Genomic DNA, 7305 nt, shown 5'->3' on the forward strand with positions numbered 1-7305 from the left:
GTTACGGCCGAGAGCACGGCGGCTTTGGTATGCGCGAATTTGTGAATATCAAATGTATTATGATCAATAGCTAATATAGCTATAAATACCAATATATAAAAAACCTAAAAGTGGGTAATCTCTTTTAGGTTTTTTTTCTTTAAAATTAGATTACAGCAGAGCTCATCCTTTACTGACCAAACCCCACGAAACTAAATACTAATAGCTGAAAATGTACATTTTTCTTCTTAATCATTATCAACATTAAAAAATAATATAATAAATTCTGAGGCACTAATTGCAGTTAGATTCCGGCCTGAGGGTCAGGTTCAATGCCAAAAATGAGAACTGGCGCTAAAATAATAGTAAATAATGCAGCTATAATTCTGATAAGAAAGAGTCGTTTATTTTGGTAGTTGTTAGCACTCGCTAAAAAATACAAAACCAAATAAGGTAATAGCATAAACGCAAAGCCAATCTCCGTTGGCATCCAGTACTTGATTGCAACTGCAACTAAAGATAAGGCAGCAAGCGCCTTAACTGGGTAGTACATTTTTTTATAATTCACATGCTTTCCTTTGCACGCAGTGCTTCATTAGCACCAAGTAAAATATTGCCGAACAATATAAAAACTTTAACTATGCAATGCAATGCAATCTATTTCACTAGACTTAACCTGACAGGCAATAATGAGCGATAACCGGACACTGAAAAAGTTAAAGTTATTCTTGTTTTGATGAGTAGGTTCCTAATTTTGCCCGATAACATTATTAACCGCCATTTTGATGCAAAATAACAAGCTTTGAATTAACACTATTTCAATAACATGTTTATAAAGGTAATTATTGATGAAATTATCGGAGTATGTAATATACGCCGTTTTGGTGTGTTATAAACCACCAAAATGGTGTTTAATAAGCTGTTATGCGCTTAAGCAAAGTCAAGGATTTGAGATTTGATTCTAGGAACGAAAACATTAGAAAAACTTCGCATTCTTATCAATGAAGAAACAGAATACCGAAGTGGGCCTAAAATAATTCAATTCTTCAATGAGTTGGGATTTAGTGACAGTTACGGACAAGGCTTTCCTTCGCGTTGGATGTATACCGATGAAAGACTTGCAGCAATCAATGGCACACCAAATATTGATAAATGTATTAAAAACTTATTCTCTCCTGTTAGCTTTATTGAAACCCCTGAAAAACTTGATTTACATATCTCAGAATTCAATAAATATCTCGCATTTGATAAATGGAAAGTTGTAAGAAACCACGCGGATATCTCGTTTCAAAAACTAGATAAAGTTGAATTTACTACTCCTAAGAAAACAAATGATGAAGAAGGTTTTCTCAACCAAGAGTTTAAGGATTTAAAGCTATCTAACCTTCAATTGGATAGCACTATAACTAGCGTGCTTGAGTATAGAATTAAAGAAATAGAAAACTGTTTTTCTGCTAACGCTCCACTCTCTGTAATTCTTATGGCTGGTAGTACTCTTGAGGGTATTTTACTTGGCGTTGCAACTAGTAATCCAAGGATATTTAATTGCGCTAATAGCGCACCCAAAAATCGGGAACAGAAGGTAAGGCCATTTCAAGAGTGGTCACTTGCAAATTTTATCGATGTTTCAAAAGAGATAAATTTATTGCATCATGACGTTCATAAATTTAGTCATGCACTCAGAGATTTTAGGAATTACATTCACCCATTTGAACAAATGAGTACAGGCTTTAACCCTACAATGTATACAGCTAAAATTTGTTTGCAGGTATTAAAAGTCGCCATACACCAAATCAATGAGAATAATAGGTGTATCAGCGCATAACAAGAGTCTAAGGTTACGACAGTCCGCTCATGGCACATTAAAGCCCTTGGAATTGAGCCCGAAACTGATTTTTATCGCTCGAACTAACAAGGAGCTTATTTGAGTTAATAAATGACAAAATTAACATATTATAAAAATTTATCTTTATCAGTTATTTCCATCGCATTAGGCCTAGTCATCGGGTTTGTAAATCTAAATCAGGTTAATAGTGGCTTTCCTTTTAAAAGTGACCTTGTAGAAAAAAGTGGTCTTGTTGATTGGGTTCAAGCACATGATTATGGAATACGCTTCGGGTTTGTTAATGATCCAATGAATTTTAATTACCCGTCAAAATCAAATGGGCAAGGCATTGTTGAAGAGTCTCTTTTGAAATCAAAAGATCAGCTTGTTACTATTTTATTTGAGGCTTCTGATACGCATTCGCCAATCTACTCTTCGAACATATATCATAATTTTTTTGAGTTAAAAGTGAATGGACTGCTTGTTCGTTCTTATGAAGAATCTGAACAAGCTTGGAAGTCAGACAACAAGTTGACACCTTTTATTGTTGCTCTATTTTTAATTGGAGGAACATATATCTGGCGCAAAACAAAAAAAGAGTACAAATATACTCAATATTGAAGCACAGCTAACTCTCACATCATCAGGCCAAAGGGTTCTAATCTTGACTCCTCATATCACGATTCATCAATGTCTACTCGTGCACTCTCCAGCCACTCGAAACCATAAAATATTTCCAAGGTATTTTACTGTGTCGGATGGCGCTTCGCTTATCCGACCTACACTAGCTGATGAAGTAATCAAGTTTGATGAAATATCAAGAATTAAACCTGAGCGTTCAAGTTAAAACGTATTCAACTAACAGCTAAAAACTAATAGCTAACAGCTAGCCCTTCTCAAACCTTGGCACCTTTCGTTTATCGGCTTTGCTCATAGCAAGCTCTTGAATATCTTCTTGCTTTAGCTCTTTTGGTTTATCTTCTAATGAATGCTGCTTGGCGTTTTCATACACCAGCTCGGTAAGTAGTGCAAAATGATCAGAGCCATATTTAGCAAGGCGCTTAATGCGCTTTACTTTAAACCCTGGGCTGTGAAATAAATGATCGAGCGGCCAGCGCATAAAAAAGTAACTTGCATGAAAGGTGTTATAAAAACCACGGCCTTTACGTGGGTCTAAAAAACCACTTATTTGCATAAACAAACGGGTGCTGCGCGACCATGCTACATCGTTTAAATCACCGGCTACAATGGTCGGGCGTGTTGGCTTTTTAAGTGCTTTAGCGACCATTATTAGCTCTGAGTCGCGTGGGCGCGATGAGTCTTCCTCTGTGGGGCTTGGTGGCGCGGGGTGTATAAAGTGCCCTTGCATTTCAAGGCCTTCATTGTTTTCGAACAGGATATGAATTGAAGGAATATCATCTTCAATGAGCTCACATATTTGCGCATCAAGAATTTTAAATTTACTGTATAAATGCATGCCGTAGCGGTTGTCTTTAGGGCATTCAATATAATAGGGGTAGTTTTTTTTAAGAACAGCTAATTTATTTTCCCACCAGCTGTCGCTTTCAAGGGTAATTAATAAATCGGGCTGGTGTTTATCAACCAGTGAGATTAGTTGCTCACTATTGTGGTTTGACATAAGCACATTAGCCGACATGATTCTAACACTGTGATCTTCGCTCACGGAGGCCGTTTTAACTTCTTTTTTAGCAAGCCAAGTGTAAGGAAATATCCACTTACCTTGTAATGCCATGGTTAGTAATGCGGTTAAAGCAGTATACAAATACCCGGTATTGCCGCTTTGCCCCAGTAAATAAAACGATATAATTGCAACAGCGCTGGCTATATAAAATACCTGTAGTCGAACGAAGTCGCAGCTGCGCACTAAGTAGTGCTGACTGTACGACATAGGTAACAAGGTCACTAATAAAAAAAAGCCAATGATTATAGCCAGTGCAATGAGCATTTAAATATCCTTATAAATTGTACTTAACGAGTTAAAATTGAAAGTATTTCTCGGGTATCGTGCACCATGTGTATAACTGTACTGTCTATTTTTATACTTACTGTACCATTATCTCTAGAACGTTCAATAACGCGGCCTTGTTTATATATATTGCGGTCTAGGTAATCGCCTCTATGGTAACGCTTACTTAACCCTGGTGGCGTCCACCCAGCACGCACTAACTTTTTTTGCTGCTTTTTAGATAGTTTCTTACTGCTTTTATAGTTGTGCTGTTGATGTTTATGGTGACCATTTTTATGGCCGTGATTGTCTTTGTCGGGCTTTGCCTGTGCATTAACGCTAACCAAGGCTCCCGCTAAAACAACCGTATATAAAAACGCTTTCATAAATAATCTCTAATAATGTTAATAGCTAAAGATTATCAAACACGCCTGAACATCATATGAAACTGCAAGCAGCTATTTATCTTGGCTTGTACTGTGTTTTGCAATGGCTGCGCATTATGGCTGGGTCTCGCAGTTTTAAATGCTTGGTTTTACGCCCTGCGTGGCGTTTGCGCCACACTTTAAAACTCCCCTTTGAAATATGCTCTCGCATAAACAATACCAGCTGTGAATAATTAAGCCCGTATAACTGCTCTATAGCCTCAAAGGGGGTTCTGTCTTCCCACGCCATTTCTATAATTCGCGATTGCTGCTCTGCGTTAAACATGGTTATCTCTTAAAATTTAAACTTATACGAGAAGAAAAAATACATAGATCATCCCCTCAAAACCGAATATCGCTGTATAATAAACACACTAACATAAGAAAAAATCGGATTTACATTTATGCGCACATTATTGCTGCTTTTAGCTTTTAGTTTTTCTTCGCTATTATTAGCCGCGCCTAATAAAACGCTGCGCTGTGCAACTACCCATTACCCGCCTTTTACAATTTATGACGATGAAACACATACCTTTACGGGCATAGACATAGACTATTTAGCTTTTATAGAGCGTAATTTAAATTTAAACATTGAGGTGGTGCATTTACCGTGGGCACGCATTAAAAAAGAAATGACGTTAGGTTACTACGATTGTTACTTTGCGTTGGCTAATAATACCGAGCGTGCGCAATATTTAGAATTTACCACTGAGCCGCTACACACCACTCAATTTGGTTTATTTAGCACACAAAAAGCGAACCTTAATAATGACTTATCAAATTCACGCATTGCTATGCTAAGAGGCGTTAAATTACCCAGTGTACTGGCAAAAGAATATAATATTAAACAAAGCAACTTTATGCATTCACTCTCCACTAAAGCCACGTTTGATTTGCTTAATAAACAGCGTGTTGACTACGCAATAACTAATTATCAAGCCGGTTTATGGTACTCAAAAGGCTATAAAAACATATATGCTAAGCAGCTTGAAGGCTACGCCCTACCTGTTTATATTGCTTTTAAGCACGGCATGGTCGACACCGCACTCGTTGATGAGCAAATAAAACGCTATAAAGCGCAATTCGGTGTGCATTAATAAGGTAGGCAATGTTAACTAAATTACCAAAATGGGTTGAGTACGGCGCGTTTACACTCGCCTTTATTGCGGGCATTGTTAACGCTATTGGGTTATTAGGGTTTGAGCATCAGGCTATTTCGCACCTTTCGGGCAGTGTAACGCTACTTGGCATTACCTTAATGACTAACGCCTCTAGCGCACTATTGCTATTGGCTGTAGTGCTGAGCTTTATGCTTGGCTCTGCCCTTTCTGGCTTTTTACTTAGCGGCGGCTCGTTAAAGCTGGGGCGCCATTACGACACCCTATTATTTACTGAAGGCCTATTACTGCTTTTAAGCGCCTATTTACTCAGCCGCGCCCATGTTTATGGCATTACGCTTGCCTCTGTGCCGCCTGTGGTTTACAAAACGCCCTTGCCACTAACTACAGCGGCGCAGTAGTGCGCACCACTCATTTAACCGGTATTTTTACCGACCTAGGTTTAATGATAGGCAAAGCGCTAAAAGGTGAACCCTTAGATACCCGCAAAGGCGTAATATTTATACTTATTATTGCCGGCTTTTTATTAGGTGGAGTGTGCGGGTTTATGCTTTATGAGCACTTAGCCCTACTTGCTTTAACCGTGCCCGCTGCGGCTTGCTTTATATTATCGCTAACTTACCGGGTATATAGAATACGCGCACTTTAACGCAAGCGGTTTAAAAACCGTTTAAAACACCTTACCATGGCGTTAATAAAGCGTTACTCACCTTAAAGGAATGTATGAAACCTTATATTTTGCCGCTGTTATTGCCTCTCAGCCACGTTGCACTTGCTGATAATAAAAACGATGATGCAGTAGAAACCATAACAACCACCGCATCACGTACAGAAGCACTGGCTACACTCTATCCGCTCACTATTAGTACCTTATCTGAAGCGCAGTTAAATAGCATTGCACCTACTCATGTTGAAGAGTCGTTACAACGTATTGCAGGTGCTAACGTACAGCGCGGAAATGGGCAAGAATACCTACCGGCCCTTCGCTCGCCGGNCAGCCTGTGGCGGCATACTAACCCTTGAAGATGGCATTGCACTGCGTGCTGCAGGCTTTTGTAATATTAACGAGCTTTTTGAAGCGCATAGTGAAATGGCGCAGCGCATAGAAGTACTCAAAGGCCCCGGCTCTGCACTTTATGGCTCAAATGCTGTGCATGGTGTTATTAATGTAATAACGCCCGATACCACGCAAGGCGGTGGATTAGTCGGGCTTGATTATGGCTCGTACGGATATGCCCGTTATAAGCTTCGCGCTGGGCAAGACTACGGCAACAGTGGTATTGGCATAAACGCCAGTGTTACCGACGATACCGGTTACCGTGATGATGAAAGCGTTAAACAGCAAAAAATAAATATTCGTCATCGTTTTGAGCGCTCAAACCTATTGCTTACCTCTGGCCTTACATACACAAATTTAGATCAGCACACTGCGGGCTTTATTACGGGTTTTGAAAGCTATAAAAACGAAGACATAGCACAGCAAAACTTTGACCCCGATGCATTTAGAAAAGCCCGCTCATTTAGAGCGTGGAGCAACGCCCAGTGGCAATTAAAAAACGGCAATGTGCTTTCTATTACGCCTTATGTGCGCGACCAAAGCATGGACTTTTTTAAGCATTTTTTACCGGGCACCCCGCTTGAAACCAACAGTCAAACAGGCATAGGTGTGCAATCGCTGTATCAACATAACTTGCAAAGTAATGTAAAAGTAAACCTAGGGCTTGATGGCGAATACACTCGCAGCGACTTTACTCAAAGCCAAAACGAGCCAACTCAAGGCTCTGCATTTTTAGTAGCCACAGTACCGCAAGGCAAACACTACGATTATGATGTAAACGCAACCCTGTATGCGCCGTTTGCATCAGTTGAGTGGCAATTAAATAAATGGTTTATTAGCGCCGGCCTAAGATATGAGCATATGCAGTACGATTACACTAATAATATGCTCACAGGGCGCACAACAGAAGACGGCACAGAATGTGGTTTTGGCGG

General features: G+C 39.5%; 7 protein-coding genes and 2 pseudogenes. 5 read left to right on the forward strand and 4 right to left on the reverse strand.

All coding sequences use genetic code 11. The features are described from left to right. Nucleotides 1-283: 283 nt before the first annotated feature. The gene (locus L650_RS0119910) at nucleotides 284-547 is read right to left on the reverse strand and encodes a hypothetical protein (protein WP_029774160.1); all 264 of its coding nucleotides are present in this window, start codon (nucleotides 545-547) and stop codon (nucleotides 284-286) included. Nucleotides 548-934: 387 nt separating this feature from the next. On the opposite strand from L650_RS0119910, the gene L650_RS0119920 reads away from it, so the two are divergent. Both L650_RS0119920 and L650_RS0119925 read left to right on the forward strand, forming a co-directional pair. Then, on the forward strand, nucleotides 935-1804 hold the full coding sequence (locus L650_RS0119920) for a hypothetical protein (RefSeq protein ID WP_029774161.1): 870 nt from the start codon (nucleotides 935-937) through the stop codon (nucleotides 1802-1804). Nucleotides 1805-1915: 111 nt separating this feature from the next. After that, entirely contained in the window at nucleotides 1916-2425 is a 510-nt protein-coding gene (locus L650_RS0119925; protein WP_029774162.1) for a hypothetical protein, read from the forward strand. A gap of 265 nt (nucleotides 2426-2690) precedes the next feature. Here L650_RS0119925 and L650_RS0119930 read toward each other — a convergent pair whose 3' ends face one another. The 3 genes from L650_RS0119930 to L650_RS0119940 form a co-directional block, all read right to left on the reverse strand. Continuing rightward, entirely contained in the window at nucleotides 2691-3770 is a 1080-nt protein-coding gene (locus L650_RS0119930) for an endonuclease/exonuclease/phosphatase family protein (protein WP_029774163.1), read from the reverse strand. A 23-nt stretch (nucleotides 3771-3793) separates the two neighbouring features. Continuing rightward, on the reverse strand, nucleotides 3794-4156 hold the full coding sequence (locus L650_RS0119935; RefSeq protein ID WP_029774164.1) for a hypothetical protein: 363 nt from the start codon (nucleotides 4154-4156) through the stop codon (nucleotides 3794-3796). A gap of 76 nt (nucleotides 4157-4232) precedes the next feature. After that, on the reverse strand, nucleotides 4233-4481 hold the full coding sequence (locus tag L650_RS0119940; RefSeq protein WP_004588496.1) for a TIGR03643 family protein: 249 nt from the start codon (nucleotides 4479-4481) through the stop codon (nucleotides 4233-4235). 118 nt (nucleotides 4482-4599) lie between these two features. Here L650_RS0119940 and L650_RS0119945 point away from each other — a divergent pair, with 118 nt between their 5' ends. The 3 genes and pseudogenes from L650_RS0119945 to L650_RS0119955 all read left to right on the forward strand — a co-directional run. Then, nucleotides 4600-5292 carry a substrate-binding periplasmic protein gene (locus L650_RS0119945; protein ID WP_029774165.1) on the forward strand — a complete coding sequence of 231 codons (693 nt, stop codon included), beginning with the start codon at nucleotides 4600-4602 and terminating at the stop codon, nucleotides 5290-5292. Between the two features lie 11 nt (nucleotides 5293-5303). Next, nucleotides 5304-5962, forward strand: a pseudogene (locus tag L650_RS0119950) (YoaK family protein). Nucleotides 5963-6036: 74 nt separating this feature from the next. After that, nucleotides 6037-7305, forward strand: a pseudogene (locus L650_RS0119955) (TonB-dependent receptor); the annotation flags it as partial.

This window comes from Pseudoalteromonas sp. TB51 (assembly GCF_000498055.1).
Lineage (GTDB): Bacteria > Pseudomonadota > Gammaproteobacteria > Enterobacterales > Alteromonadaceae > Pseudoalteromonas > Pseudoalteromonas atlantica.